This is a genomic window from Secundilactobacillus yichangensis, assembly GCF_016861565.1.
In the GTDB taxonomy this organism is placed as follows: Bacteria; Bacillota; Bacilli; order Lactobacillales; family Lactobacillaceae; genus Secundilactobacillus; species Secundilactobacillus yichangensis.
On sequence record NZ_BOLK01000014.1, the window covers coordinates 1 to 25,379 of the forward strand.

General features: G+C 44.5%; 20 protein-coding genes. 3 read left to right on the forward strand and 17 right to left on the reverse strand.

Annotation, left to right across the window (positions count from 1 at the left end):
* Positions 1–653 precede the first annotated feature (653 nt).
* The 12 genes from lysS to pth all read right to left on the reverse strand — a co-directional run bounded on the left by lysS (position 654) and on the right by pth (position 16,066).
* The gene (gene lysS / locus JUE95_RS10245; RefSeq protein ID WP_203651391.1) at positions 654–2,126 is read right to left on the reverse strand and encodes a lysine--tRNA ligase; all 1,473 of its coding nucleotides are present in this window, start codon (positions 2,124–2,126) and stop codon (positions 654–656) included.
* A gap of 112 nt (positions 2,127–2,238) precedes the next feature.
* Entirely contained in the window at positions 2,239–3,234 is a 996-nt protein-coding gene (dusB, locus tag JUE95_RS10250) for a tRNA dihydrouridine synthase DusB (protein WP_203651280.1), read from the reverse strand.
* 93 nt (positions 3,235–3,327) lie between these two features.
* Positions 3,328–4,206: an Hsp33 family molecular chaperone HslO gene (gene hslO, locus JUE95_RS10255; protein WP_203651282.1), complete on the reverse strand. Its 879-nt coding sequence runs from the start codon at positions 4,204–4,206 to the stop codon at positions 3,328–3,330.
* A gap of 353 nt (positions 4,207–4,559) precedes the next feature.
* On the reverse strand, positions 4,560–6,710 hold the full coding sequence (ftsH, locus tag JUE95_RS10260) for an ATP-dependent zinc metalloprotease FtsH (protein ID WP_203651284.1): 2,151 nt from the start codon (positions 6,708–6,710) through the stop codon (positions 4,560–4,562).
* Between the two features lie 142 nt (positions 6,711–6,852).
* Positions 6,853–7,392 carry a hypoxanthine phosphoribosyltransferase gene (hpt, locus tag JUE95_RS10265; protein ID WP_203651286.1) on the reverse strand — a complete coding sequence of 180 codons (540 nt, stop codon included), beginning with the start codon at positions 7,390–7,392 and terminating at the stop codon, positions 6,853–6,855.
* A 13-nt stretch (positions 7,393–7,405) separates the two neighbouring features.
* Positions 7,406–8,761, reverse strand: coding sequence for a tRNA lysidine(34) synthetase TilS (tilS, locus tag JUE95_RS10270; protein ID WP_203651294.1), 1,356 nt, complete (start codon positions 8,759–8,761; stop codon positions 7,406–7,408).
* A 91-nt stretch (positions 8,762–8,852) separates the two neighbouring features.
* Positions 8,853–9,353 (reverse strand): S1 domain-containing RNA-binding protein, encoded by a 501-nt coding sequence (locus tag JUE95_RS10275; protein ID WP_203651298.1) that lies wholly within the window; start codon positions 9,351–9,353, stop codon positions 8,853–8,855.
* 168 nt (positions 9,354–9,521) lie between these two features.
* Positions 9,522–9,908: an FtsB family cell division protein gene (locus tag JUE95_RS10280; RefSeq protein ID WP_203651300.1), complete on the reverse strand. Its 387-nt coding sequence runs from the start codon at positions 9,906–9,908 to the stop codon at positions 9,522–9,524.
* Positions 9,909–10,102: 194 nt separating this feature from the next.
* A complete protein-coding gene (locus JUE95_RS10285; protein ID WP_203651302.1) occupies positions 10,103–10,375 on the reverse strand; it encodes an RNA-binding S4 domain-containing protein in 273 nt (90 codons plus the stop codon).
* Between the two features lie 16 nt (positions 10,376–10,391).
* The gene (locus JUE95_RS10290; RefSeq protein WP_203651304.1) at positions 10,392–11,972 is read right to left on the reverse strand and encodes a polysaccharide biosynthesis protein; all 1,581 of its coding nucleotides are present in this window, start codon (positions 11,970–11,972) and stop codon (positions 10,392–10,394) included.
* A 7-nt stretch (positions 11,973–11,979) separates the two neighbouring features.
* Positions 11,980–15,495, reverse strand: a complete 3,516-nt coding sequence (gene mfd / locus JUE95_RS10295; RefSeq protein WP_373305686.1) for a transcription-repair coupling factor — start codon at positions 15,493–15,495, stop codon at positions 11,980–11,982.
* A gap of 13 nt (positions 15,496–15,508) precedes the next feature.
* On the reverse strand, positions 15,509–16,066 hold the full coding sequence (pth, locus tag JUE95_RS10300; protein ID WP_203651305.1) for an aminoacyl-tRNA hydrolase: 558 nt from the start codon (positions 16,064–16,066) through the stop codon (positions 15,509–15,511).
* Between the two features lie 318 nt (positions 16,067–16,384).
* On the opposite strand from pth, the gene JUE95_RS10305 reads away from it, so the two are divergent.
* From JUE95_RS10305 to cbpA, 3 genes are all read left to right on the forward strand, one after another.
* Positions 16,385–17,338: an L-lactate dehydrogenase gene (locus JUE95_RS10305; RefSeq protein ID WP_373305687.1), complete on the forward strand. Its 954-nt coding sequence runs from the start codon at positions 16,385–16,387 to the stop codon at positions 17,336–17,338.
* Positions 17,339–17,470: 132 nt separating this feature from the next.
* Positions 17,471–18,850, forward strand: a complete 1,380-nt coding sequence (locus JUE95_RS10310) for a L,D-transpeptidase family protein (RefSeq protein ID WP_203651313.1) — start codon at positions 17,471–17,473, stop codon at positions 18,848–18,850.
* Positions 18,851–19,063: 213 nt separating this feature from the next.
* Positions 19,064–19,705 carry a cyclic di-AMP binding protein CbpA gene (gene cbpA / locus JUE95_RS10315; protein WP_203651314.1) on the forward strand — a complete coding sequence of 214 codons (642 nt, stop codon included), beginning with the start codon at positions 19,064–19,066 and terminating at the stop codon, positions 19,703–19,705.
* 190 nt (positions 19,706–19,895) lie between these two features.
* Here cbpA and JUE95_RS10320 read toward each other — a convergent pair whose 3' ends face one another.
* From JUE95_RS10320 to JUE95_RS10340, 5 genes are all read right to left on the reverse strand, one after another.
* The gene (locus JUE95_RS10320) at positions 19,896–20,282 is read right to left on the reverse strand and encodes a type II toxin-antitoxin system PemK/MazF family toxin (RefSeq protein WP_203651315.1); all 387 of its coding nucleotides are present in this window, start codon (positions 20,280–20,282) and stop codon (positions 19,896–19,898) included.
* A 232-nt stretch (positions 20,283–20,514) separates the two neighbouring features.
* Positions 20,515–21,627 (reverse strand): alanine racemase, encoded by a 1,113-nt coding sequence (alr, locus tag JUE95_RS10325; RefSeq protein ID WP_203651316.1) that lies wholly within the window; start codon positions 21,625–21,627, stop codon positions 20,515–20,517.
* The gene (gene acpS / locus JUE95_RS10330; protein ID WP_203651317.1) at positions 21,624–21,986 is read right to left on the reverse strand and encodes a holo-ACP synthase; all 363 of its coding nucleotides are present in this window, start codon (positions 21,984–21,986) and stop codon (positions 21,624–21,626) included. The genes alr and acpS overlap by 4 nt, the downstream gene beginning before the upstream one ends.
* A gap of 187 nt (positions 21,987–22,173) precedes the next feature.
* Positions 22,174–23,709 carry a degradosome RNA helicase CshA gene (gene cshA, locus JUE95_RS10335; protein ID WP_203651318.1) on the reverse strand — a complete coding sequence of 512 codons (1,536 nt, stop codon included), beginning with the start codon at positions 23,707–23,709 and terminating at the stop codon, positions 22,174–22,176.
* A gap of 210 nt (positions 23,710–23,919) precedes the next feature.
* Entirely contained in the window at positions 23,920–25,290 is a 1,371-nt protein-coding gene (locus tag JUE95_RS10340) for a UDP-N-acetylmuramoyl-tripeptide--D-alanyl-D-alanine ligase (protein WP_203651319.1), read from the reverse strand.
* Positions 25,291–25,379 lie beyond the last annotated feature (89 nt).

Here is a 25,379-nt window from a genome sequence, read left to right on the forward strand (position 1 = left end):
CCAGGATCAAACTCTCAATTTATGATTGTTTGTGACTCATTAATATTACTAGCGAAATTGACTTCGCAAATTACATTTGATATCAGCCGAAACTGATATACCCTGCACATTTGTGAAACAAAACTTTGTTCAGTTTTCAAAGGTCTACTTTGATTGCTAATTGCCTTTCGACAACTATTAAATCATATCATGTTGACGTGTTTCTTGTCAACGTTTTTTTATAACTTATTTGAATATCTATTCAAACGAGTTAGTTGCCTAAGACGTTATCTCTTTGACAACGATAACTACTATACCAGCTATCTAAAACAAGGTCAACACTAAAAAGCAACTTTTTCAAAAATTCATGTAACTTTTGTCTAAGAGCCACTTTCAAGCCCTATTTTTCCATTTAAGGAATACCTTCCGACCGCGTTCTTACCGCACATCTTTCAACAGGATGTTCCAGCCAAAAATCAAAAAGGCTTACTGCATTTATATAGAAAACTCCTAGAGTCCAGAATCATCTACTGCTTTCTAATAAGATTAAGTCAAAAACTTTTATCTTAGTTCTCAGGATAAATAAAAAACGGTCAAATCACAAGCCAAACACACTCATGATCAAACCGTTTACTTCTATATGATGAAATAAGCAAAACTCATTTCGTTATTAACTATTCTTCTGGCCGCATGGTTGGGAATAACAGCACGTCACGAATTGATTCTGCATCCGTTAACAGCATGACTAACCGATCAATTCCGATTCCCAGACCACCAGTTGGCGGCATACCATATTCCAAAGCCTCGATGAAGTCTTCATCAATACCTTCAGCTTCATCGTTACCTTCTGCGCGTTCCTTAACCTGCGCTTCAAACCGTTGACGCTGGTCAATAGGATCATTAAGTTCAGTAAAGGCATTGGCAAATTCGTTGCCGACAATATAGAGCTCAAACCGATCAGTAAAGCGAGGATCGTCAGGGTTCTTTTTAGCTAATGGTGAGATTTCTACTGGGTGACCATACACGAAAGTTGGCTGTTCCAATTTAGGCTGTACCAGTTCCTCAAAGAAGGCGTTGATAATGTGTCCAACTGCCCAGTAGCTTTCATAGTGAATGCCATGGTCATCAGCCAGTTTACGAGCATCTTCAACACTCATCTTAGGCCAAAAGTCCACACCGGTATACTGCTTAACTGCATCTACCATGTGAATGCGAGCAAAATCCTTGTTCAGGTCAATTTCGTGTCCTTGATAGGTAACAACACCATCATCCGTTACGGCTTTGGCGGCTGCCTTAAAGATACCTTCTGTTTCATTCATTACATCATGAAAATCAAAATAAGCCACGTAGGTTTCCAGCATGGTAAATTCTGGGTTATGACGGGTATCCATACCTTCGTTCCGAAAGACCCGGCCGATTTCATAGACACGTTCCATCCCACCAACAATTAGCCGCTTCAAATGCAGTTCCAAAGCAATCCGCAAGTAAAGGTCAATGTTCAAGGCATTATGGTGAGTCACAAAAGGCCGTGCATTAGCACCACCAGCTTGGTTATGCAACACTGGTGTTTCCACTTCCAGAAAATCATTGCCATCTAAATAACTACGGACAGCCGTGATAATTTTACTCCGCTTCTTAAACCGTTCGAAACTTTCTGGGTTAGAAATAAGATCCAAATACCGTTGACGGTAGATTTGTTCCTTGTTCTGTAGCCCATGGAATTTATCCGGCAAGGGCCGCAACGCCTTTGAAAGGAAAGTCAGCTTAGTTGCACGAATGGTCAGTTCACCCATATCGGTTTTAATGATGTCCCCTTCAATACCCAGGTGATCACCAATATCAGAACGCTTGAACACGTGATATACTTCGTCGCCCAAAATATCTTTACGGACGTAAATCTGTATTTTACCGGTGCGGTCTTGTAAGTCAGCAAAGCCAACCTTACCTTTACCACGTTTAGAGACCATCCGACCCGCAATTATTGCAGTCTTATGCAAGTCATTGAGTTCATCCTTATCATCATCACCGAACTCCTTATGCAATTGCGCTGATAAGTAAGTTCTCTCAAATCGATGACCAAAAGGATCAATTCCTTCTTCGCGCAGTTCGTTCATCTTTTCGCGACGAACTCGTAGTTGGTCGTTCATTTCTTTATCTTTTCCAGCCACACTAATACCTCCATCTTATAATAACTAGTCCGCTATTAATTTTGACAACCCTCAATAAAAAAAGCAAGCTCTTTTGCCTGCTTTTTTTAAATTATCGGCTTTTAACTGATAAAGCTGTCAACTTTTCTAAAAACGCATCGAAAATATCGTTCATTTCCTGTTCTGACTCCGCATTGTTTAAGGCTGCCTTAGTCCGGGCAGAATGTGAGATACCCTTTAGATAGTATGCAGCTTGGCCACGGAATTCACGTGGTCCGACATACCCGCCCTTTAATTCAACTAACCGGTGTAAATGTTCCTTGGCAGTTTGGATCTTCTTTTCAGGGGTTGGCTCTGGTAATAATTCTCCAGTTGCCAAATAATGTTCCGTTTGACGAAGCATCCACGGATTACCCATTGCTGCGCGGCCAATCATCACGGCATCAGCGCCAGTGTGATCTAGCATCCGTTTAGCATCTTCGGCTGAGCGAACGTCACCGTTGCCCATAAACGGAATAGTCAACTGATCAGCCACTTCCTTTAAAATATCCCAGTCTGCGTGGCCTTGATACAACTGCTTACGAGTACGACCATGCATTGCTAGTGCTGATGCGCCGGCACGCTCTGCTGCTAATGCGTTCTCAACAGCATAGATATGCTTGTCATCCCAACCGGTCCGCATTTTAACCGTTACCGGCTTCTTAACAGCATCCGTAACGTAAGATACCATTTCGTAGACTTTATTCGGATCTAACAGCCACTTAGCCCCTGCATCCGTCTTAACAACTTTGTTTACAGGGCAGCCCATGTTGATATCAATGATATCTGCTGCAGTATTTTGGTCCACAAATTTAGCAGCTTGAACCAAGGTTTCCTTCGTGCCACCAAAAATTTGAATACTCATTGGGTGTTCGCTTGCGTCAACAAACATCATATCCAACGTTTTCTTATTATGGTACATAATCCCGCGATCTGAAATCATTTCGCAGACCACTAAACCGGCACCGAATTCTTTACAAATCACACGAAAAGCGGAGTTGGTTACCCCAGCCATCGGTGCAACAACGACTTGATTTGCTATTTTAACATCGCCAATTTGCCATTCCATATGCTCACCTCTAAAGTTTTACTCTCTTACTTAATTTCTGCGTTAGCTATCATAGCACATTCTGATAAAGACTGGCTACCACCTGCTGGTGAATTACATCTTGGCTAAAATTGCCTTTAATTCAGCTTCACTAAATTCATACTTGTTCTTGCAAAAGTTGCAGACAGTTTCAGCGTGGTGATCTTCATTAATAATCTGTTCCAGCTGATTCTTAGAAATACTTGCTAGTGCCTTGCTGAACTGTTCCTTAGAGCAGTCACATTTAAACGAAACAGGCATTTTATCCAGGATTTTGACGTTCTTCTCACCAAACAGCAAGTTAAGCATGTCCTCAGGCTTTTGGCCGTCTAATAACAATTCTGAAACCATTGGCACTTCTTTTAAGCGCTTTTCCAGGTGACTAATTGTCTCGTCCTTAGCACCAGGCATCACCTGCACTAAAAAGCCGCCAGCAACCTGAATACTGTTGTCATCGTTAACAAAAACCGATACCCCAACAGCTGATGGAATCTGCTCTGACTGTGCCAAGTAATAAGTGAAGTCATCACCAATTTCCCCGGAAGCTAATGGAACTTGCCCAGTCCATGGCTTATCTAGGCCCAGATCCTTGGTAACTGAAAGTGAACCATTGACACCCACAGCTTTTGCGACATCGATTTTATGTTTTTTATTGAGCGGTAAATTAACGTGGGGATTTTGTAAGTATCCCTTAACCGTTCCGTTAGCGTTTCCGTCAGCCACAATACCGCCGACTGGGCCGCCACCATTAATACGCACGGTTAAAGTATCGTCACCCTTTAATACGGACGATGACAGCATCAGAGTGGCAATCAGGGTCCGCCCTAGGGCAGCCGAAGCAGCAGACCACGTATCGTGACGCTGTTGTGCTTCACGGACTAATTCGGTAGCATCAACGGCATAAGCACGAAACTGCCCGTCGTTAACAACGCTTTTAAGTAAATAATCTGACATAGTTTCCTCCTAAAAGAATTTCTAGAGTAGTATAACACAAGGTGCGAAAGCTGACGATTAGGGAGCGGAGTGTAAGGCAATTTTGGCAAAAATCCCGGTCTTGGATTTATGCCAGAAGTGACTTACATGCAGCTCTCTGTCAGCTGTAGCCCGATTAAATCAAGGTGCGAAAGCTGGCGGTTAGAAAGTGGAGTATAGCTGTGAATCGGTAAAAATCCCGGTCTTGGATTTATGTCATTTCACTACTACATGCAGCTCTCTGCCAGCTGAAGCCCGATTAGGCTAAATTAAACAATCCATTCCATTCAAAAATCCCACAAAAAAGCGCAAGCCCAAGGCCTGCGCTTTTTACTCTAGTCTTCCCCATCGTCTGAATGATCAGATTGATCATCAGCGTGCGGTTGATTCGAATCACCCTTATCAGAGTTACTCTGATCTGGTTTTTGATCTTTTTCGGAATCAGACTTAGTAACATCTGAGTCTTGATCCTTGTTTTCAGTCTTTTCTTGAATCTTAGCCTGCCGTTCTGCTTCACGACGTTCAAGTTCGCGTTTGGACTGTTCAAAGGTGGCAGCTTTTTCACTAGGAAATTCACTGTCCTGCTTCGTATCTGGCATTTTCCCAGTGTTATAAAGACTGAGGATTTGCTTTTCATCCAACGTTTCGTACTTCAACAGCGCTTCAGCAATGATCTTATGCTGTTCGCGATGTTCAGACAGAATCTTTCGAGCAGTTTCGTGAGCTTCATTAGTCAAGCGACGAACTTCTTCGTCAATGGCTGCAGCAGTCTCCTGTGAATAAGTTGGGGCTTGTCCATAAGCAGCCGCTTCCTGACTGGTAGCATTTTCCAATGCAACAGTCCCAATTTTTTCACTCATCCCATACTGGGTGACCATTGCACGGGCAATCTGAGTTGCCTGTTCAAAGTCATTAGAAGCACCTGATGATTCTGAATGGAAGATCAGCTCTTCAGCTGTTCGACCACCCATCAACCCTGCCATTTGTTCCTTGGCATCGCGCTTACTCATAAGCATTTGATCCTCACGCGGAAGCATGATAGCGTACCCGCCAGCACGACCACGAGGAACGATGGTAACCTTATGAACAACTCGTGCGTCGTTTAAAACTAACCCAACGATCGTATGCCCGGCTTCGTGATAAGCAACGGTTTCCCGCTCCTTCTTACTAATAACCCGGTTACGTTTAGCTGGCCCAGCAATGACCCGATCTTCAGCTTCATCAATGTCAGAAGCATCAATCTGCGTCTTATTACGACGCGCTGCCAACAAAGCACCTTCGTTTAGCAGGTTTTCCAGGTCGGCACCAACAAACCCAGGAGTTTGCTTGGCGATTTCCTTTAAGTCAACGTCATTAGCCAATGGCTTATTACGTGAGTGAACCTTCAAAATAGCTTCACGCCCGTTAACGTCTGGACGCCCAACTAAGATCTTCCGGTCGAAACGACCTGGACGAAGCAAAGCAGGATCCAAAACATCTGAACGGTTAGTAGCAGCCATGACAATGACACCCTCGTTACCGGTAAACCCGTCCATTTCAACCAGCAATTGGTTAAGGGTTTGTTCACGTTCATCGTGACCACCACCCATACCAGCACCACGTTGACGACCAACGGCATCGATTTCATCAATGAAGATTATAGAAGGCGCGTTCTTCTTGGCTTGATCAAACAAGTCACGAACACGACTAGCACCAACCCCGACGAACATTTCAACGAAGTCAGAACCAGAAATTGAGTAAAACGGTACGCCAGCTTCACCGGCAACCGCTTTAGCAAGTAAGGTTTTACCAGTACCGGGAGGCCCCTCCAGTAACACACCAGATGGGATCCGAGCACCTAATGAAACGAACTTGCGCGGATCTTTCAAGAACTCAACAACTTCGACCAGTTCCTGCTTTTCCTCCTCTTCACCAGCAACATCCGTAAAGCGAACTTTGTTTTCTTTACTGTCGGTTGGTTTAGCTTTGGATTTCCCAAAGTTCATGACTTTGCCATTGCCGCCGCCTTGGCCGGCTTGACCCATCATCATGTAGAAGAAGAAAATGAACGCGAGAAGAGGCAATACGTAAACTAACAAGTTTACCCAAAAGCCACTGGACTCTTCAGGCTTTGTATTCATTTTCACGTTATGATCCCTTGCATAACGCGTTACTTCACTGACACTGGAGTTATTTTGCAACATCGCAGTGCTGAAGCTTGTAACCTTAGAGCTGGTGTTACCACCAAGGGTAAAACCAGTCTGAGTCTTAGTCTTTTGCGCTTTTCGATATTCACCGGTAACTTTGTAAACGCCACCGGAAGGTTGAACGGAAAAGTTCTTAACGTTGTTTTCTTTTAATTGTTGGATAAACTCGCTAGATTGAATTTCCTGGGATTGCGAGCTTGAGTTATTTCCTTGAAAGAAGTAAATAACACCCATGACCAACAAGAAGATCACAATGTAGAAAAGACTATTTCGAAAAAGTCCATTTCTTCGATTGTTCATTTAGTGCCTCCTTACTTCGATTCCCTATGTATTGGGAATGAAACTGAGGGACAATTCCCCCGTTGATAAAAATCATATTATCACATTTGACCTTATTTGACTAATGTTTTATTCGGAAATTTGACCTTTTTTGACCAATTCCTTAATTAGCGTAAACTTCAGGTTTTAAAACCCCTACATAAGGTAAGTTTCGGTAGTACTCAACATAGTCGAGCCCGTAGCCAACTAGAAATTCATTAGGAACGTTAAAGCCAACATAGTCAGCTTTTGCTTCAACTACCCGACCTTCAGGCTTGTCTAAGAGTGTGCATACTTTCAAAGATTTAGGATGACGTTCACTCAAACGGTCACGTAAGTATGCCAACGTCCGACCAGTATCCAAAATATCTTCAACCACGATCACATCACGGCCCTCGATATCAGTATCAATATCATGAACCAATGTGATTTCTCCAGTCGACGCCGTGCCACCGTGATAACTGGAAACATCAATAAAATCAATGTCTGCAAGGAAGTCCAGTTCTCTCATCAGATCCGTCATAAAAAAAATAACGCCCTTCAAAACACCGATGAACAGCGGCTTCTTACCCGCATAGTCCCGGGTAATATCAGCTCCCAAACGTTGGCAGGCAGCCTTGATGTCATCTTGGCTGTATAAAACACGCTCGATATCGTTATTCATTAAAATTGCTCCTCTAGTCAGATTGTTTTAAAACCAGTTCGTAGTTAGGTTCAGTAAAATCACGGGCACTGCGCTGCAGTCCAATCAGCCACAATACTTCACCCTTGGCAGTCACAGCAACTAACTGATGTGACCGAAGTGGTTGAGGTACCTTATGATCAATCAGAATTCGTTGCACGGTCTTATGCCCACCGTTAACGAGCTTAAGCCGATCATTTGGCCGAGCCTGCCTAATGCTGACTGGCAGTTCACCAGGCTGCAGATCAAGTGCCATGTGCAACAAATCCGTTTTGATTGTCGTTGAGGCTGGTATAAGACGAGCCCGTAATCCCCGTGATAACGGAACCCACTGGTTAGATATTACCACAATTCTATCCACGGGTTTGTGATTTTGGGGAACTTTTAATACTGATTTAATTGAAAATCGATCATATACTTTTTCAAAAACTTTGGCATGGGCCAAATTAAGTATTGCCGTTGGCTTAGCCGCATTGTTAAGTAACTGAATGGTTTCCTCTAGATAGGCTGCGGTCACGGGTAAGTGAGCACCCCGGAAAATGGCTCTCAGCACTGCCCGTTGCTGAACCGCGGTTAGTCCCCTCCATCGAGTCACACTATACGACTGGTCATCAAGCCGAATTTGCTGCAATAATTCTGCAGTCCGCTCGTCGGCCAGCTGAAGATTAGCCGTTAACTGCGCGGTGTATTCTTGAATATGATCGAGGAAAGCCGGATTTTCTCGCTTAAGTACCGGCATGACCTGGTGGCGAATCCGGTTGCGCAAAACATCATCCGCTTGATTGGTTTCGTCCTCATACCACGTTAACTGCTGGTCGTGAGCGTATGCTCGAATTTGCTGCTTGCTAAATCCCAGTAACGGCCGGATCAGGCGTCCACCTTCAAACGGCTGCTCAGGTAAAATCCCCTGCAGCTGCGATAGTTGCCCACCACGAATCAGCTTCATTAAAACCGTTTCCGCCTGATCATCCGCGTGGTGAGCCGTTAGCAAAGCGCTGGCATGGTACTGCTGCATGATTTGCGTAAAAAAGGCATAGCGAAAGCGACGTGCAGCGGCCTCAACACCCCTTTGCGGATGAGCTGCCACCGGCCAGTGAGTCTTTTCCAGTTGAATGTGATGCTGACGGCAATAATCAGTCAGAAATGACTCTTCAACCTGACTTTGCTGCCGCAGCTGATGATTAACGTGGGCAACCAACAGCTTTGGCTTAAGCTTAACGGGTAGTTGCTGCATCAGTGTTAACAGCACCATGGAATCCACACCGGCAGAAACGGCAATGACCGCTGTCTGATCCGGCTTAAACCAGCCAGCTTGGGCGATTCGTAATTCAAATTGTTTTGCAATGTCCATCCTGCATCCCTCATCAATCAAAAAAAGAAGCATCCCTTACAAAACGGCTGCTTTGCAAACGGACGCTTCACTTCAATTGTTGTCTGATAAATTAGCTCCGACGGCCACCACGACCACCGCGTTTTCCTTCAGTATTGCGCTTAAGGGTTGCTAACCGGTCTTCACTTTCCTTTAGAAAGCCAGACATTAAGTCATCGAAACTCTCCTTATGGTTCGAACTCGAGTGGTTGCTATTCCGGGAGTGACCACCACCGTTGTTGCTGTTACGATAATGACCGTTGCCACCACTACGGTGATTGTTGTTATTTTCATGATGTTCACGACTATGATGTTCATGTTCTGAGTGACCCTCAGGCTTATCTTGTGCCTTACGAATCGATAATGCGATCTTACCATCATCACCAATGTTCAGAACTTTCACCGTTACTTCGTCGCCAATACTCAAAACATCATGAATATCCTTTACGAAGCCATCAGAGACTTCACTGATGTGCACTAATCCGGTCTTATGATCTCCCAAATCGATGAATGCACCAAAATTTGTGATACCTGAAACCTTACCAGCAACTTTTTCTCCAACCTCGATTGCCATAAACAAGAATTTCCTCCTTAAATTTGTACTAACAGTATAGCACATTTCTTGTAAAACAAGCTTGAACATCGTACGGATCTTTAATCAAAGTCTCATTTTAAACATAAAATGAAGCTGGTACCCAAGCTCACACTTGAAACCAGCTTCATTTTAGTCCTCAAATTACCTTTATTTCGCTGTAACATCACTTGCTTTGTCATTTGGCAGACTATAAATCGTCTCCCCTGACTTAGCGTAGTAATACTTTGAACGAATGAGGTTTTCTAAATAATCCTTGTTATTCAAGAGTTTGACATTTTCATTCAGATTCTGATGGGTCTGCTTCACCCGTGCCAGTTTTTGCTGGCGGCGTGAAATTTGAACGTTAGTCTGGCTCATGGCGTTCTTTGCGTGAACAATCTGCACGCCCAAAAAAAGAAAAGCCAAACAAAAACCGCAAATAATAATCAACGCCCGCTTCTTACGCCGCTTGCTCAATACTGCCCTGTGCGAATTCTTTTTAACTTCTCTTGTGTATTGATTATCAAGTTGCGTAATATTTGATTGTGTCGCCATGTTAACGCCCCCCACGCCAATATCCTCATACTCAAAAGTATATCAACGATATTGTGGGTTGTCTATGAGATTTAAAGCGGATTCACGGAATGTCACAAAACTGTAACAGTATAAAACCGTAACTTAGCGGTTTAAGTGTAAAACCTAACGAACAACTCATATTCAGACCTAACGATTACTAATACCTCTTTTAATTACTCATTGCGATAATCTTTTTCGTAATCTTCACTGACGATTTTAAACATGTTTTCAGCATCCTGTTTTTTGGTGGTCTCCAGTAATTGAAGTACCTGAACGGTCAGGGTTTTATTGCCAAACTTTATGACCAAAATATCATTAGGAGAAACATCAGTCGATGACTTGGCAACCCGATCATTAATCGTAATTCGCCCCTTATCGGCAATCTCCTTAGCCACCGTCCGTCGTTTAATGATCCGTGACACCTTTAAAAATTTATCTAATCTCATTATGTGCCTCCATTGTTTATTTTTTAAACCAGCGCAGCCAGCGATCGGCCTGCGGCAGCAACAGCCACTCCCGCAACGTCAGTAATTTTAACCTTAAAGCAAGTGACATAAAGACTAGTACACCAACCAGCACGCCTAAAATTGCATCAGCTAGTGCCTTCATCCGTGGTGACCAGGCCGCCACCAGCCAATTACCGACTGGCATAGCAATGCGGACAGCTACCAGCATTGCCAGCGAAATCACGAGTAATTTAACTAAAAAGCCCTGATTAAACGCTGTTAGCTGCTCCTTTCGCAACTGCCGCATCAGAAAGCCCGCCATCACTATTAAGGCGACGACCGTTACCCAGCTGGCACCGATTGCGCCAGCCCGAATGACTGCCCACTGATTGAAGATGATTTTCACCAAGAATCCTAGTACTAAACCGGCTACGGTAACCGTAAACTGGTTCAAACTCTGCAAAATGCTGTTATCGATCATGATCAGGGTAGCAAAGATAATGCTTAAAACGTAAACCGACAGCATGCTGTTACCTTCTTGATTACCAAAGAGCAGCACGTTAACTTCTGGCATTAACGCAATCAGTCCTACCGCCGCTGCGGTAGCAATCGCGACACTCATCCGAACGACAGTTTTAGCCTGCCGCGCAAACTGCCGGCGGGTGCCGTGGGTCAATGCCTCAGTTAGTGATGGCAGAAGCGACGACGAAAACGACGTGGCAACCACCAGACCCAATTGTACTAATGGCTGTCCCCGGTCGTAGACCCCCTTTATTGACTTGGCAATTATCGGAGCTTGCCCCTGGATCATTAAACCGCGCATGACGGTAAATGAATCAACCAGCTGTAACAGCACCATCATTGATGCAAATAAACTGATCGTTCCCCCTTCAATCAATAAGCGTTTTGCGAGGGTTCCATAACTTTGGGTAATCGGCTGCTGACCAGCTTCAAAAAGCTGGACTCTGCGATGACGAACGTAGTACAGCATGACAGCAGAAGCCATGATAGCGGCAATCGGCGCGCTGCTCATAGTCCACGTGCCCATTCGATAAACGTTCCAGTGACGACTCATGGCCCAGTAGGCCACAAATAAAATCACCGTTACGCGAACGGTCTGCTCTGCCAATTGGGACAATGCAGTTGGCCGCATATCATATTCACCTTGAAAATAGCCACGGCTTACTGCCAGAAATGGTGAGAATAAAAACAGCCAACTCACCGAGCGAATGATCGGTGTCAGGCCAGGATCACCCATTGCACTGGCAATCGGTAACGCCAGCCCCTGCAACCCCAAAAAGATGATCAGCGAAAAACCAGCTAAGAGAATGAAGATTCGCGAGAGCAGTGTCATTTTAGTTTTAACGGTATCACTTTCAGCAACCAGCTTCGAAATAAACATCGGCAGACCGCTTAACGCAAACGTCATGCCAATCCCATAAATCGGGTAAATTTGCTGGTACACATAAAAACCCGTGTTCCCAACCATGTTTTGGAAAGGAACCCGATAAACCGCACTTAAAATTTTGGCAATTAGTGACGCTACTGACAGCAACAAGGCTCCTTGCATCACCGTTTTCATTGTTTTACGTTGCATAATTCACCTATTTTGTCGTTGTTTCAACAACCATTTCACTCAGTGCTCTGACAAACTGATTTAATTCAGCCATCCAGTTTTCAGCCGCCATCTTCGGTTGAATCACCAGCTTGACCACTAACTTGTCATTGGACAGACCAACTGTCGCCTTTAGCTTTGTGTTGGACAACGCTTTAAAAACGTCCTCACCGCTAAAATGCTCTGTTCCTTTAACCGAAAAGATCACTTCAATTTGATCTTTGATCCGGTGAATCTTTTCAATCAAGGCTTCATCCGCCTGAATCTTAACCTGGCTGATAGCTAATAAATTAGTCACTTCAACTGGGTATTCACCGAACCGATCGATCAAATCATCCTGCACTTCAGTGATATCATCCGGCCCTTCGATCTGACGAATTCGCTTGTACATTTCGATTTTTTGCTGCTGATCCGCAATGTAGGTATCTGGCAGATAAGCTTCCAGCCCAAGCTCAACCGTCGTATCCGTTTTCGGCTTAGCCTTTTTACCTTGCTTCTTGGAGACGGCATCCGTCAGCATTTGCGTATACAAATCGTAACCCACAGAATCAATAAAGCCGCTTTGCTGTTTGCCCAGCAAGTTACCCGCACCACGAATGGACAGGTCCCGCATGGCAATTTTGAAGCCAGAACCCAGCTCCGTAAAGTCCTTAATGGCTTCCAGCCGCTTTTCACTGACTTCGGTCAGCACCTTGTTAGGCTGATACATAAAATACGAGTAGGCAACCCGGTTGCTACGGCCAATTCGGCCCCGCAACTGATAAAGCTGCGACAGGCCCATGTGGTCTGCATCTTCCACAAACAACGTGTTGGCATTGGGAATATCCATCCCGGTTTCAATAATTGTCGTCGTGACCAAGACATCATATTCACCACGAATGAAATCGTACAAAATCCCTTCCAGCTGCGCTTCAGTCATCTGGCCATGGATGTAAGCCACTTCAGCATCGGGCACTAACGCTTTGATCTGACTAACCGTTTCTTCAATGTCACCGACCCGGTTATGCAGGTAAAAGACCTGACCGCCACGTTGCATTTCGCGACGAATACCGTCCTGAATAGCACCGGCATTTTGTTCCATCACGTACGTTTGAATCGGGAACCGGTTAGCTGGCGGTGTCTCAATCACCGAAAGGTCCCGGACACCAAGCATTGACATGTGCAGCGTCCGTGGAATTGGGGTGGCCGTCAGTGTCAAAACATCGACTTGAGACTTCATCTGCTTCAGCTTTTCCTTGTGCTTGACCCCGAACCGCTGCTCTTCATCGACGAGCAGCAATCCAAGGTCTTTAAACTTAACGTCCTTTGAAAGTAACCGGTGAGTCCCCACGACAATGTCCACACTGCCATCCTCTAAACCGTGAATGATCTGGTGAACTTCTTTAGTTGTCTGGAACCGCGACAAAATGGCCACGTTCACTGGGAAACCCTCAAACCGGTTAGTCATGGTGTCATAATGCTGCTGTGCCAAAATTGTTGTCGGCACTAGAAAAGCAACTTGTTTACCCGCTTCAATCGCTTTGAAAGCAGCCCGTAAGGCCACTTCAGTTTTCCCGTAACCCACGTCACCGACCAGCAGCCGGTCCATTGGTTTCGGCTTTTCCATATCGTGTTTAATTTCTTCGATACTACGTAATTGGTCAGGCGTTTCAGAGTAAGGAAATTCATTATCAAATTCCTCCTGATAAGTGTCATCGTGAGGAAAGGCATACCCTTTCTCCGAATCCCGCTTGGCATACAATTCGATCAAGTCATCAGCAATGTCCTCAATCTTAGCGGCAACTTTTTTCTTGGTTTTCGCCCAGTCAGAACCGCCCAGTTTGTTAATGTGCGGCTTCTTATCTTCAGAGGAAACGTACTTCTGAATGAGGTTTAACTGCGTTACCGGGATAAATAACTTGGCGTCTTTTTGATACGCAATGGTCATGTAGTCCTGGTGGACACCGTCGACTTCTAGCGTCTGCATGCCTTCAAAGCGGCCGATCCCATGGTTAACGTGAACCACGTAGTCACCGGGTTTCAGATCCGTGTAACTCTTCAGCCGTTCCGCGTTTTGCATGGTTTGACGGCGGCGGTGATGCTTTGTGACCTGCTTAAACATTTCGGCTTCGGTGATCACGACCAGCTTAGCATCCGGTAATTCAAAACCGGTTTGACTAGCAGCCGGTATGATTTGAACGACACCGGGTTGAATATCACTGGCCTTTGTCATCACAGCGTTAATGTTGAAATCATCGAGGGTCTGAGAAACCTTATTAAGTCGCTCCTCATTAGCCATCATCATGACAACGGTTTGTTTTGAAGCCTGCCAGCGATTAATTTCCTGTTTCAGCAATGGCATTTGGCCAAAGAACTGCTGCATCGCCCGGGTCTTAATTTCAATCAGCTGGTCAAAGCGCATGTTACCCATACCCTTTTGAAAAAGCGCGAAAAAGATTTCAGCGTGCGAATCACGTTTCAGCACGTCTTGGAAATGCAATCCAAACTGCTGGTCACTGAAGATCTGATGTGCACTAAGTCTATCAACGATCCAGTTAGCTTCATCAGACTCCAATTGCTTATTGGTGTCCCGTAACCTCGGATAGTCGTCGATGAGCAGTAATCCTTTATCGCTCAAATAATCCAGCAAATTCGTCTTGCCAAAAAAGTCACTGGCAAATAATCTTAACTCGGCAGAAACATCCCCCTTGGTCAAGGCTTCAATCAGGGGGGTGATACTATTTGCAAGGTGTTCACCATCTTCATCGGACAGTTTTTTTCGCTCCTTGGTTAATTTCTTATTTAACGCGTCAGCCGCCGTTTTTCTCTGTTCCGGCGTCATTAACAGATCCGTCACCGGATGAATGTCGACTGAATCAATGTTTTTAACACTCCGTTGCGTGCTGGCGTCAAAGTAGCGCAACGAATCAATCTCAGTATCAAACAGATCGACTCGTACAGGATATTCCGTATCCAGTGGGTAAATGTCAATAATTGACCCGCGAATGGCAAAATCACCGGGAGCGTCAACCAGTTTTTGCCTGACGTACCCCATTCGCTGTAACCGGGCAGCAAGAGCCTCTAAGTCAACCTCGCCATCCGCTTCAAGCGGAATTTGTGCCTGACTAAACAGTTTTGGATCAGGCAACTGACGGCGCAGTCCAGAAACCGACGTGACGATCACCGCTGGTTTCTCCTGCGTTAGCGCACTGAGCGCCTGAATCCGCTGACTCTGAAAATCTGGTGAGCTAGTGGCAATCTCTGCAGCCAGCAGCTCTTCAACCGGAAATTCATACAGCTGATCATCCGTCAACTGACCACTTAACTCATCAGTCAGCTGATCTGCATGATACATTGTGTCGGTCACGAAAATCATCGGCCGCTGTTCTTTTTGCAGCAAGGTCTGGATTAACAGTGCCCGAGCTGAACCGGCAATCCCAGTCAGAAGTTCACGGTCTCTATGCTCAAACCCATCAACTGCCTGTTGGTACTGCGGCATATTTGCAAAAAAATCTGCAAGTTGCACTTAGCTTCACTCCTTAATTATATTGGTTCTCCAAATCTGGGATCGTTTTACCATCAACCCAGTCAAACAGTGCTGATACCGCGTGATCTGCGGCAATGTTAAAGGTTGCCCGCTGTTCTTCAGTGAATTTACCAAGAACGTAATTTACCACCGTAGTCTTTTGAGGATGCTGAATTCCTACCTTGATCCGGTTAAATTCAGTAGTACCCAAAGCGGCAATAATGCTTTTAATACCGTTATGACCACCGGCAGAACCCTTTGGCCGAATCCGAATCTTACCCAACGGCATGTCCATATCGTCATGCACCACGATCAAATCATCAATGTCCAGCTTGTAAAACCGCATTAGAGCACCGACCGCCCGGCCAGATTCATTCATAAACGTGGTGGGCTCAACCAGCATGACCTTTTCACCGTTCACTTGACCGGTAGCCAGCTTGGCTTCCATCTTGCGGCTGGTAAACTGAAGGCCTGCTTTTTGTGCAAACTGCTCCACAACCATAAACCCGGTATTGTGCCGCGTCTGCTTGTACTGCGGGCCAATATTTCCAAGCCCAACGATCATCTTCATCTTTAAATCCGCTCCCTAATTCTTTCATTTTTTACATTAAAACATGCAAAATAGCTGAACGGTAGTTCCAACCGTTCAGCGTAAAAAATTCTTACGAAATTTTTGCTCAATATCAAGACAAAGTATAGCATACGTCACGGGCTTATGCATATGAACTTGCTCTATTAAAAGTGCATTTTGCTCAAATAAGACGTTTAAAAACCGGACAATTAAAAAGTTAAAAATGAAAGCCTTTATTTCATATTTGTATAGGTAGTAAACGATTTTATTTCATGATAAACTATGCTATAAGGTTTAAATATTTTGGAAGAGGTGGGTATATTGTCAAAATTACATCAAAAAGTTGTCCTCGTTGGTGACGGTGCCGTAGGTTCATCTTACGCGTTTGCCTTAATGCAACAAGGGTTAGCAGAAGAATTAGTCATTGTCGATGTTATTAAAGACCGAACACACGGAGATGCACTGGATCTTGAAGATGCACAAGCGTTTACCGCACCAAAGTCAGTTCGTTCTGGTGAATACAGTGACGCAGCGGACGCAGACCTCGTGGTCATCACTGCCGGTGCACCACAAAAGCCTGGTGAAACCCGGTTAGACTTGGTTAACAAAAACCTGAAGATTTTAAGCACTATTGTTAAACCCATCGTTGATTCTGGCTTCAACGGTATCTTCTTGGTTGCTGCCAACCCAGTTGATATTCTAACTTACGCAACCTGGAAGTTCTCTGGCTTCCCAAAGAACCGCGTCATTGGTTCCGGAACTTCACTGGATACTTCCCGCCTGCGTGTAGCATTGGGCAAGAAATTGAACTTGGATCCTCGCAGCGTTGACGCTTACATTATGGGTGAACATGGTGATACTGAATTTGCTGCCTATGATGAAGCCACCATTGGTTCAAAGCCGCTTCGGCAGGTTGCCAAAGAAAATGGCGTAACTGCTGAAGACCTGGATAAAATTGAAGACGAAACTATGCACAAAGCATACGAAATCATCAATACCAAGGGTGCAACTTATTACGGTGTTGCCACTTCCCTCATGCGAATTACGAAAGCAATCCTGCGTGACGAAAACGCCATCTTGCCAGTTGGCGCTTCCTTAAATGGCGAATATGGCTTGGATGACATTTTCATTGGTACGCCAGCAATCATTAATGCTAGCGGTTTAGGTGGCGTTATTGAAGTCCCACTTAGTGACAGCGAAAAAGCTAAGATGCAGAAATCCGCTGAAACTTTAAAGAAAATTACAAAAGACGGCTTAGCTGCCCTCAATTAATTGATATTCCGCAAAACTACGGTATATCAAGGTTGGCACCTCTAATTTAGAGGTGCCTTTTTCGGTGAAGATAAATTGAGTTTTGGCTGATTATGCTTTATCCTTATAGGTGACCATAAGGAGGATCAGAACATGACACATCGTTCACGTTGGGTCTCCGCGGGCTTAGCTGTAATTGCAATTCTTGGAATCGGTTACGGCTGGCGAACGGCCCATTATAATAGCCACTTTTTGAGCGACACCCAAATTGGTGGTATTCAGGTTGGCGGTCAGACTGCTGACCAAGCAGCTCAGACTTTAAAAGCCAAGCTTTCTAATCAAACTTATACAGTTAAGGAGCACTCAAAGACCTTGGCACAGTTCTCATCTCGTGAAGCTGGCGTCAAAGCCTATTCAGCTACCCAGCTTAAGCAAATGATTGCCAAGCAAAATTCATATAGCTGGCCAGTACATGCCATTAACGCTTCAGCAGATGATCAACGGCTGAGTGCCAGTGCAATGGATGATTCAGATTTAACGATCTTAGCTAATAGAATTGTGCAAACTGCCGGCAGTGAGCGTACTGCAACTCATAATGCTAAACTAGTTTATAAAGGGCATCAATTTACCATTCAAAAACCAGTTTACGGCACTGAAGTTTCTCAAGCATCAGTTAAGGCAGCACTGGCTAATGCCATTGAAAATCATCAATCAACCATTAACTTAGCGCACGCTTACGTGAAACCAACTGTATTGGCTAACAGCAAATCACTGGTTAATGCTAAGAATCAAGCCGAAAAATTGGCTAAAAACCGGATCACTTACCGGATCACCAATCATTCGGTACGGGTCCCTAGTGAAGAGATCGCTAGTTGGCTAACAACTAAGAAGGGTAAGATTACCACCTCAAACGCAAAGGTTGAGAAGTATTTGATTAAACTGAGCCACCAGTACGGTACGATTCATAAAACCCGTCATTTTAAAGCGCATGACGGAAGAACCTATAAAGTTCCTGCTGGCTTGTACGGCTGGAGTATTAAAGTTACCGCAGAAACACCGATCCTTTCAAAGGCCGTTTTAGCAGGCAAACCCGTTACACGGACGCCTGTCATCCAAGGAACTGGCTATCATAAGGATGGCTCCGATCTTGGCAGTACCTACATTGAGGTTTCTAAGCCTGAACAGCATATGTGGGTTCATAAGAATGGGAAAGTGATCATTTCAACCGCAGTCGTTACCGGTAAACCGGTTTCCGGGACTACCCCTTCAGGTGTCTGGGATGTTTGGAGTAAGCAGCGGAACGCTGTGTTACGTGGCAAGAATGACGATGGCTCTAACTATGCATCACCGGTAAAATACTGGATGCCAATTGATAATACCGGAGTTGGTATTCATGACTCACCATGGCAACCGCGTTATGGTGGTAATTGGTACTTAACTCACGGTTCACACGGCTGTGTCAATACGCCACCATCCGTTGTTGGTAAGGTTTACGCTGCAGTACCATTGCATACAGCAGTTGTTATCTATTAAACATTAACTAATTCTCACTAGCTTGGTTCATCAGTTAATTACTGATGACCGAGCTTTTTTATTTAAATGACCAAGAAGTTTTCCGTGTATTTTAATTTGATTACTAGTGATTTTTTCCTAATAAACCGCCATTCAAGTTGTTCCTAATGTGAGTTTTATGGTATGATATTTTTAGTTTATTAGAGAGTTCTAATTATTAGGAGGTTACACCCAATGTTGTTGAAATCCTTAATCAAGCCTAAAGAGCGACTGGTGACCGTTCAGGAAAACGTCACTTTAGAAGAAGCTCTTAAGATACTTGAAGATTCCGGTTATCGCTGTGTTCCAATTTTAGATGAAACCGGGACAATTTTCCGGGGTAACATATATAAAATGCATATCTACCGGCATAAATCACGTGGTGGCGATATGCAATTACCAGTCACGACTTTATTAAAAAACGCAACCAAGTTTATTAAAATCGACGCCGCGTTCTTCAACGTTTTTTTCTCAATTAAAGATCTCCCATATATCGCCGTACTTGATGCAGAAAATAAATTCTATGGTATCTTGACCCATACCCGACTCATGGACATGCTTTCTCAATCTTGGAACGTCAATATCGGTTCCTATGTATTAACGGTTGTGTCACCAGGCACCCGTGGTGATTTGGTTGGGATCGCCAAAATCATTACAAAATACACCAGTATCGCCAGCGTGATCAGTCTTGATGCCCGTGATGGTGAATTAGTCCACCGTATCATGTTCACCCTGCCAGCTGATGTTGATAAGCCAAGGCTTGATCGGATAGTGCGTGCCTTGGAACGAAAAGACTTTAAGGTACCAGAAATTGAAAATTTGAACCACGAGATTTAGTTCGAAACATCATTCAGTTAACTTCAGACCAAACCGGGGCAGCAACTGATCGCTGCCTGTTGAATTCCAGATACTTTATAACACAAATAAGACCGACTCCGTCATGAATCTCCGGAATCGGTCTTATTTGTGTTAAATTCAGGAATTTAACGAGTTATGTTGCACTCTTGTCCTATGTAAGTTTACAAAATTAAGCTCGCTTATGCTGCTTATAGTCACTCTTCTTATTAAGACCAATGCTGACCTCTAACGCATGATCCACTTGATGCATGGTCCCTTCATCTAACTGTGCCACATGATCCTTCAATCGCTGTTTATCAATTGTTCGAATCTGCTCCAACAAAATCACCGAGTCTTTTTCAATTCCCGTATGATGAGCTTTAATTGGCACGTGCGTTGGCATTTTAGGCTTTGAAATTCGGGCCGTAATGGCAGCTACAATCACAGTTGGGCTGTAATGATTACCAATGTTATTTTGGACAATCAGCACTGGTCTGACTCCGCCCTGTTCCGATCCAACTACGGGCGATAAATCGGCATAATAGATATCGCCCCGTTTGATCACATCATTTGCCATCTCTTCATCCCCTGTTCTCGTGCCACTGCCAGTTGGTGATCCTCCAAATAAAGCTAACTGGGTGGCTTGATGTTTCCTTAGTAAGCAAAATTCAAATCATCATCGCGTTCGCGCTATAACTTTTCGTGATAGATTTCTTTTATCCGTTACTTATTCTTATAATTTTACCATTGCCGTCAATAAAAAAGAACCCCTTGCCCGGGTTTGGTCAGGTAAAAGGCTCTTTTTAGCTCTAATTAATATAAGTTCGCTTTAAACGCTGGGTAAAACCGCAGGCAATTTCATAGTGGATCGTATCACAGTAGTCAGCTACATCTTGCAAACTGATGCTTTGACCATGATCTTCACCTACCAAGGTTACCGCTGTTCCAACCGGATACTCGTGGGGTAACCGAATCATTAGCTGATCCATGCAGACCCGGCCAATAATTTCACAAAACTCACCGTTAACCAGCACATGAAACCCTTGTAACCGTCGTTCATACCCGTCAGCATAGCCGATTGGCAGTGTGGCCACCCATTCGTCTTCCTTTGCGGTGTACGTCGCACCATAGCTTACAGAATATCCCTTGGGCAATTCTTTTACAAACACCATCTCAGTTTTTAAGCTCATGGCGGGCTTTAGCGTAAACGGTGGCGTCAATTCACCGCCTGAAGGGTTCAGCCCGTAAGCAGCTACCCCAAAACGAATCATGTTGCCGTTGCAGACATCATGCCAAAGGCTAGTTGCCGAATTCGAAACGTGAACGTATTTTGGCCGCGTCGGCAGAACTGCCATAAAAGCTTTCCAGCGATTAATCTGAAGCTGGAAATAATCGGTATCCACAGCATCAGCCTTAGAAAAATGGGTAAAGATCCCTTCAAAATTAAAGCTGTTTTTTTGAGCAAGATACTGAACCGCTTTACCTAATTCTTCTGGATGCTGGAAACCAATTCGGCCCATTCCCGTATCCAGTGCAATATGAACAGCCAGCTGATGATTATCAGTCAAATAACTGTCAGCTGCCTTTAACCAGTCAATGGCACCCACCGTAGCAGCAATATGATTACTGGCCATTAAATCTGCATACTTCGGATCAGTGATCCCTAACACTAAAACAGGCTGGTTGAAGCCAGCCTCTCGCAGCGTTAGTGCTTCATCTAAAATGGCAACACAAAAACCAGTTGCACCTGCCTTCTCCGCAGTCCTCGCTACTTGAGTAAGGCCGTGACCGTAGCCGTTTGCTTTGACAACCTGAAAAAGCTCAACGCCGGGTTTCAGCCGAGATTTCTCCTTTGCAATATTATGATAAATAGCCGACTGATCAATAATCAGCTGAGTCGGCCGATGAATCCCAATTGTCATTTTACCGAATCTCCTTCTAACAGGACTTGTGTCATCACTAGTTCACGAGTATGCGATATGGAAACAAACCCTTTTCCGTTAAATGGGTGTTTAACGAGCTCTGGTTTACCAGTCCGATCATCTAAAATTTCCACGTTTTGAAACGAAACCGACTGACCAATACCAGTTCCATAGGCCTTACTATAGGCTTCTTTAGCAGACCAGCGACCTGCCAAAAATTCTGCGGCCCGCCTTTCATTTAAGGTTTTATAAACTGCAATTTCGTTTGGTGTTAACACTTTTTTTACGAATCGTTCCTGATCCGGTACATCACAGATACGGCCAATTTCTTCAATATCGACTCCAATTCCGTATATCAAGCCTAGGCCTCACTTTCATACTGATTTCATAATTTTAATTTTACCACACTCGGTCAGGACGTAACATGATACCTACTCACGCTTGGTTGATGCATTTTCACTCGCTGATTTTTAATCAATAATTTAGAAAATGGCAGAAAAAAAGATCCTTCAGCTCACAGACTGAAGGATCTTGATTACATTAAAATTAGTCTTTTTTACGGATTGTAAAGCCATGTTTGTTACCGCCATTACTACTCTTACGACGGTCACGACTGCCACCATGATCACGATGATCCTTGTTAGAACCATAGCGACGGTGGTTATCATTGCTCTTACCATAATGCCGGCCGTTGCCGCCACGACCATGGCCGCCGCCATGACCGCCACGATAATTCCGGTTACCGCCGCCACCCTTGTGGCGAGGTAATGGTCGTTCTGGTGTAATCTTAACCGGAACTTGGTTTGAATTATCCTTGGTTAAGTCGTTTAACAGTGCAGCAACTAAATCAACGGCTTCGTACTGATCAAGCAACTTTGAGGCCACGTCTGCATACTTTTCGGTATCGGTCTTTTCAACCAGATTCTTGACCGTTTCTTCAGCATTGCTTAACTGTCCGTTGAAGGCTTCGGCTTCCGAAGGCGGCTTCAATGGCAGCATCCGCACTTTAGTCAACTTCTCAATTTCACGCAGGTAATCCATTTCGTTTGGTGTAACGAAGGTTAATGACACACCATGGTGCCCGGCACGGCCAGTACGGCCGACACGGTGCACGTAACTATCTGGGTCTTGAGGAATATCGTAGTTAAAGACATGGGTAACATCTTCAACATCGATCCCACGAGCAGCAACATCGGTCGCTACAAGGATATCAAGTTTACCATGCTTAAACCGGTTCAAAATCTGTGAACGGCTCTTTTGAGTCAAATCACCATGGATTCCAGCAGCGTTATAACCACGGGCTTCAAGTCCACGGGTAATCTCATCTACCCGACGCTTAGTTCGAGTAAAGACGATACTCAAATCAGGCGCTTGAACATCGAACATCCGGGTCATGACATCAAACTTTTCGTAGTCTTTAGCACGAACATAGTATTGTTCAATTAAGTCAGTCGTTAATTCTTTTGCTTTGATCTTTACGTGGTGCGGTTCGTGCATGAACTGCACACCGACACGTTTGATCTCTGGTGGCATAGTAGCCGAGAACAGCATTGTTTGCCGCTCGTCTGGCGTTGCCTTGATAATAGATTCAATATCATCTAAGAATCCCATGTTTAACATCTCATCGGCTTCATCTAAGACCAGCATCTTAATGTGATCTAACTTCACCGTCCGGCGGTTCATATGATCCAGCAGACGGCCAGGTGTTCCGACTAAGACTTGGGGATGATTCTTCAAGCTGTTAATTTGACGACGGATATCAGCACCACCGTAGACAACCTGAACCTTCGCGTGCTCTTCATGACCCAGTTGGAAAATTTGTTCCTGAGTCTGAATTGCCAATTCACGAGTTGGTGAAATGACCAGCGCTTGAATGTTAGGATCGTCCCGATCAATGTTTTGCAAAATAGGTAACGCGAAGGCAGCTGTCTTCCCAGTCCCTGTTTGTGCTTGTCCAATAACGTCTTTACCTTCCAATACCATTGGAATGGTTTCTGCTTGAATGGGGGTTGCTTCCTCGTAACCGTTTCGTTCAACGGCCTTGAGTAAAGGTTTTGATAACCCGAGTTCTGAAAACTTCAAATAAATGTCCTCCTAATAGGCTTTTACAAAGGGAATACGACTATGAGAAATCCGTCTCGTATGGTGCGTCGTATCCCCCGATTAAATAATGCGAGTTCTAAAAAAATACAACTAGAGTATCATACATCACGCTACTGATAAAAGCAACAACTATTATCTCAGCGATTGAAAACAACCGCCCCCTTTTGTGTTGCGGAACGGTTGTCTAAGCTATTGTAGCGCAGTTAAAACATTTTCTAAATGAATGCCATGACTGCCCTTGATCAACACAATATCAGTTGAGTTGATATCCTTTTTTAGTTGAGTGATTAACTTGGCCTGTTCATCCGTGGTGTACAAGTGAAGATGAGCTACTGCAAGCTTACTCTGCAAAGCTTCATATAAAGCTTTCATATGCGGACCAACCAGATAAACGTCCTGCACAAAATTAGGATCTATCGCAGATGCTAAACCTGCGTGCAAACTATCAGACTGCTCGCCTAATTCCAGCATATCGCCTAGTACAACACGGCGCTCACCATCGGTTGCAACCTTAGAAAAGGCTGCCATGACTTCTTTAACCGCGGTAGGATTAGAATTATAAACGTCGCTTAAAATTCGTTCGCCCGCGCTGCCATCGACCCATTCCGCACGGTTCTCAGTTAAATTAAGGTGCGTGAACGCTTCAGCAGAAGCCTGGGGCGAGATACGGTACAGTTTAGCAACACTTAACGCCGCTAAAGCATTATTAACATTATAATCACCAATCATCGGTACGGTCATTTCCTGATCCGGCCACTCACTAGCTGTAAAACTGGTTTGGGTGTCCGTTCCTTTGACGTTTAACGCATACATACCATCGGTTTTTTGACGACCAAACGTCTGCTTTCGCTGTGACACTTTTTTAGCACGTTCAACCAGCAGTGGTTCGTCACCGTCATAAATAAACGTCCCGTCGTCTTTCAAGCCATGCGTAATTTCCATCTTAGCATCGGCAATCTTATCCCGAGTCCCAAAGAATTCAATATGGGCTTCGCCAATCATCGTAATAATTGCAACGTCGGGTTCCACTAAACGACTGAGAAAATCCAGCTGCCCAGGCCGATCCATGCCCATTTCAATGACCAAAACCTCAGTATTTGGTTCCATTGACAAAATAGTAACAGGCACCCCAATCTCATTGTTGAAATTATCCATCGTTTTAGTCACGTTAAATTGGCTGGACAGAATGGCGGCCACCATATCTTTAGTTGTCGTCTTCCCGTTCGAACCAGTCACCGCAACCACCTTAGGGTTGATTTTTAACAAATAGTGCTGACTAAGCGCTTGTAAGGCAGTCAATGGATCTTCAACCACCAGCACTGGTAAATCAGCAGGTGCATCACCATGATCTGCTTTCCAGAGCGTGGCTACCGCACCATTTTTGATCGCATTTTGAACGAATTCATGGCCGTCACGTTCCCCTTCTAAGGGTACAAACAGTGCTCCTGAAGAGAGATGACGACTATCAAATGCGACACTAGAAACCTCTATTTCGTTCCAGGCACTGGTATCATTTTGAGCAGAAATCGCACTGGCGATTTCACCAAGTTGCATCTTCATTGAAAATAATCTCCTATTTTGTTTCGTTTTTGTTACACGTCGGCTACTATTATACCACGACTACCCACCAAAAAGCGGGGGCACATCAA

Bases quoted from the DNA above. Each gene is read 5' to 3' on its own strand.
- lysS (WP_203651391.1), bottom strand. From the start codon at position 2,126: ATGAACGACCAACTACGAGTTCGTCGCGAAAAGATGAACGAACTGCGC.
- dusB (WP_203651280.1), bottom strand. From the start codon at position 3,234: ATGGAATGGCAAATTGGCGATGTTAAAATAGCAAATCAAGTCGTTGTT.
- hslO (WP_203651282.1), bottom strand. From the start codon at position 4,206: ATGTCAGATTATTTACTTAAAAGCGTTGTTAACGACGGGCAGTTTCGT.
- ftsH (WP_203651284.1), bottom strand. From the start codon at position 6,710: ATGAACAATCGAAGAAATGGACTTTTTCGAAATAGTCTTTTCTACATT.
- hpt (WP_203651286.1), bottom strand. From the start codon at position 7,392: ATGAATAACGATATCGAGCGTGTTTTATACAGCCAAGATGACATCAAG.
- tilS (WP_203651294.1), bottom strand. From the start codon at position 8,761: ATGGACATTGCAAAACAATTTGAATTACGAATCGCCCAAGCTGGCTGG.
- JUE95_RS10275 (WP_203651298.1), bottom strand. From the start codon at position 9,353: ATGGCAATCGAGGTTGGAGAAAAAGTTGCTGGTAAGGTTTCAGGTATC.
- JUE95_RS10280 (WP_203651300.1), bottom strand. From the start codon at position 9,908: ATGGCGACACAATCAAATATTACGCAACTTGATAATCAATACACAAGA.
- JUE95_RS10285 (WP_203651302.1), bottom strand. From the start codon at position 10,375: ATGAGATTAGATAAATTTTTAAAGGTGTCACGGATCATTAAACGACGG.
- JUE95_RS10290 (WP_203651304.1), bottom strand. From the start codon at position 11,972: ATGCAACGTAAAACAATGAAAACGGTGATGCAAGGAGCCTTGTTGCTG.
- pth (WP_203651305.1), bottom strand. From the start codon at position 16,066: ATGAAGATGATCGTTGGGCTTGGAAATATTGGCCCGCAGTACAAGCAG.
- JUE95_RS10310 (WP_203651313.1), top strand. From the start codon at position 17,471: ATGACACATCGTTCACGTTGGGTCTCCGCGGGCTTAGCTGTAATTGCA.
- cbpA (WP_203651314.1), top strand. From the start codon at position 19,064: ATGTTGTTGAAATCCTTAATCAAGCCTAAAGAGCGACTGGTGACCGTT.
- JUE95_RS10320 (WP_203651315.1), bottom strand. From the start codon at position 20,282: ATGGCAAATGATGTGATCAAACGGGGCGATATCTATTATGCCGATTTA.
- alr (WP_203651316.1), bottom strand. From the start codon at position 21,627: ATGACAATTGGGATTCATCGGCCGACTCAGCTGATTATTGATCAGTCG.
- JUE95_RS10340 (WP_203651319.1), bottom strand. From the start codon at position 25,290: ATGAAGATGCAACTTGGTGAAATCGCCAGTGCGATTTCTGCTCAAAAT.